The following is a 2,753-nucleotide window of genomic DNA, read 5'->3' as shown; positions in this document are numbered from 1 at the left end:
GATCAGACATGTCACCGCTCCGTTTTCGGTGCCGTGAATCACGCAGCGCACCTGAAATCAATGGGTCCAGAGCCTAGGAGAAAGATCACCGCCATAGTTGTTTGAGGCTCGCTCGAATCGGGCATCACATGCTATGAAGTTTTTGATATTGCATCTTTTGGTCTTCGCATGCGTTGTTGTCTTGCTTTCTTAATCTTTTTCGGGTCAGCTCAGATCTTGTGTGCAGAGTCGTTCGGCCTGCGCATCACGATCCCCAGCAGCAGCCTTCCATCCGGTGATCTGAACGCGAGGTTGCAGTATGCGCTTGAACGACCCTCGGATGATTTCGTTCCGATCTCAGACGGCGCCACGCTGAAGAACGCCCAGCGCAACGACTACCGGCAGTTCATTTTCCGCTTTGACAACCTGCACTTTCCTGACGGCGTTTCGCGCGGTTTTTTTTGGGGAGAAGTGACGGATACATCCGGCGAGATTCTGCACCGCATCCCGCTGACCGCCTTTTCCGAAGAGGACCTGAATGACCGGCGCTTGATGGTGCAGACAGTGGCGGCACAGCCCATTGGCCTTGATGCCCTGGCGGCGAGTTACCCGATTTATCTGGCGGACATGAATTTTCTTGATGAAAAAAACGTGCTCTTCAGCTTGCAGGCGGTGCGGGCATTGATTGACGCGGGCTTCGTTGCATCAGACCGCGAATGGCAACGCATCTTCGACAAGTTTACCGCCAACGTCGGTTTCTTTCAGCGCGGTGGTGCGGAAGACGTGGGGCTTATTCTGCGCTACTTGCACGAACGTTATGAAATCCTTGCCGGAACAGATGCCTCCATCGACGCCTATAGTGATTTCTACCTGCGGTTTCTGTCGCAACTGGCAGAGCTCAAGATCGGTGGTCTGGCCGCCCCCGATGGCACGACGCTTGCCCAATACACGGTGGGACGGCAACGCCAGATCATTGGCGAACAGGGGGTCGCTGTGCTGGACGAGGTGATGAATGCGCAGGCGATCCTTATTGAGCAGCAAAACCCCGCGCCCTGCATGCAGTTGTCACAAGCGATGCTCGTGGAGTTGAACGCAGATGAGGCGTTCTGGTCCGATATCGCGAGCCGGCCCGAGGCGGAAAAGAGCATCAAGGTCTTTTTTAAGCGCTTCGTCGATTGTGCGCAGCGCCATTACGTCGATAACGGGCCGGATAGCGCGAGCCTTGGGTTGCTCAAGGACGGTTTCGCCTTTCTGTTCGAGACCGATAGCTTTGGTGAACAGGTCGTAACCGCCTTTTACGCTGCGGTGCTCAAACTGGAGGAGCGCGGGCTTTTCCTGCGCCAGAACCGTAGCGGGCAGTTTCGGCAGGTCTATGTCTACTACGATGAATATCTCGAAAGGTTGGGGCAGTAAGATGCTGAACAGACAGCGATTTTCCATGTATATCGGGCTCTTGATCCTGTTTGCGCATCTGGGCATCTCAGCCTATTTCCTGTTCTTTTTCGCGCCACCCAGCGCGGCGGTGAATATCGAGGAGATCTCTTTCCCGCTGACTGTGGCGTATGTTTCATCCATCGTGATGTGGTTCTTCGCGAATGGCGGGATCGTCACCAACGACGATCCAATCGGCTGGCCGCTTGCGGTGGTGATCATCGCCATCGTGCTGGCGATGGTGGGGGCGCTCTTTGCGGTGCCCTTGCAGTTTTCGGCGGACGAGACGATCACTGTGGCCCAGCTCAACCAACGCTACCTGTTCGTGGAACTGGCCTTCGGCGGTATTTTCGGCATCGTGATGGCAGAGCTTTTCGGGCATCAGCGCGGAGCATGAAGGGCCGATTTACGGCGTAACCGACAATCCACCACCAATTAGCCACCACTATATCAGCTCGAAGGTGCATGATAATAAACATAGTGAACCTATCGACGGTCAGTCCTGTTCGATCAGCCCGTCATCGTTAAGAGTCGACATTCGGGCGAGTGCAGCGAAAGCTCACTTCGTCCGCACCTTATCAGTTCGCAACCCGTGCCGTGAAGGTCAGCTGTCGCAGATGCAAGGTAAGGGCTGAAGGTCTGTTGTGGGCTGTCAGCTGCCGACTGCACCTGCAGCATCTTGACGAAGCTGACCGTTCAGTTCGGGCTCCAACCGGCTTTCGCCGTACTGTCCACGAATGGCCGCTGTCGGTAAACAGGCCAAATTCTGCAAAGCTCGCTCCCTGCGCATTCCGCCAGTTCGGTCGCGCCCTCGAAGTGGAGGACAAAAGCTCGTCGGTCAACCTGCGCCGCCTTCGGGGCTCGCCGTGCTATCATGGCACACCAACGTCGGGTTGGTGTCGTGGCTGGGCGTGGCGGATGGGAGGAACCGACATGTCCACTGCCAACCTGCCTGCCATTCGCGCCTGCCGCCCTGCTTGGAACAAGGGGCGCGTGGTCGGCCAGAAACGGCCGCTGATGCCGAAACACGTCTGGGCCATTCGCGTGCGGCTCGAGATCGCTGAGAACCACCGCGACCTCGCCCTGTTCAACCTCGCCATCGACAGCAAACTTCGCGGCTGTGACCTGGTGAAATTGAAGGTGGCGGATGTCTATGCGGCGGGCCAGGTCAAGGAGCGGGCCTCAATCGTCCAGAGCAAGACCCTGCGCCCGGTCCGGTTCGAGATCACCGAAGGCACGCGCAGGTCGCTCGCGCGCTGGATGGAGTGAATCGCCCCGGATTTGTCGGAGACCATCAACTTAAGTAAGGATGATGGGTATGACAAAAAGCAAAATGGCAAATC

General features: G+C 56.9%; 2 protein-coding genes and 1 pseudogene. All 3 read left to right on the top strand.

What is annotated here, in order from left to right; translation table 11 throughout:
* The first annotated feature begins 168 nt into the window (after nt 1-168).
* The gene (locus ACROSR_RS20445; protein ID WP_432687717.1) at nt 169-1,392 is read left to right on the top strand and encodes a hypothetical protein; all 1,224 of its coding nucleotides are present in this window, start codon (nt 169-171) and stop codon (nt 1,390-1,392) included.
* A gap of 1 nt (nt 1,393) precedes the next feature.
* Nucleotides 1,394-1,807 carry a hypothetical protein gene (locus tag ACROSR_RS20440; protein WP_432687716.1) on the top strand — a complete coding sequence of 138 codons (414 nt, stop codon included), beginning with the start codon at nt 1,394-1,396 and terminating at the stop codon, nt 1,805-1,807.
* Nucleotides 1,808-2,343: 536 nt separating this feature from the next.
* Nucleotides 2,344-2,676 (top strand): annotated as a pseudogene (locus ACROSR_RS20435) (site-specific integrase); the annotation flags it as partial.
* Nucleotides 2,677-2,753: the final 77 nt, after the last annotated feature.

The sequence above is a fragment of the Roseovarius tibetensis genome (genome assembly GCF_050896375.1).
Classification (GTDB): domain Bacteria; phylum Pseudomonadota; class Alphaproteobacteria; order Rhodobacterales; family Rhodobacteraceae; genus Roseovarius; species Roseovarius tibetensis.
The sequence above is the reverse complement of the archived record's forward strand: the minus strand, read 5'-3'. Positions and strand labels throughout refer to the sequence as shown.

Excerpts from the sequence above, each read along its gene's own strand:
- ACROSR_RS20445 (WP_432687717.1), top strand. The coding sequence starts at position 169 with ATGCGTTGTTGTCTTGCTTTCTTAATCTTTTTCGGGTCAGCTCAGATC.
- ACROSR_RS20440 (WP_432687716.1), top strand. The coding sequence starts at position 1,394 with ATGCTGAACAGACAGCGATTTTCCATGTATATCGGGCTCTTGATCCTG.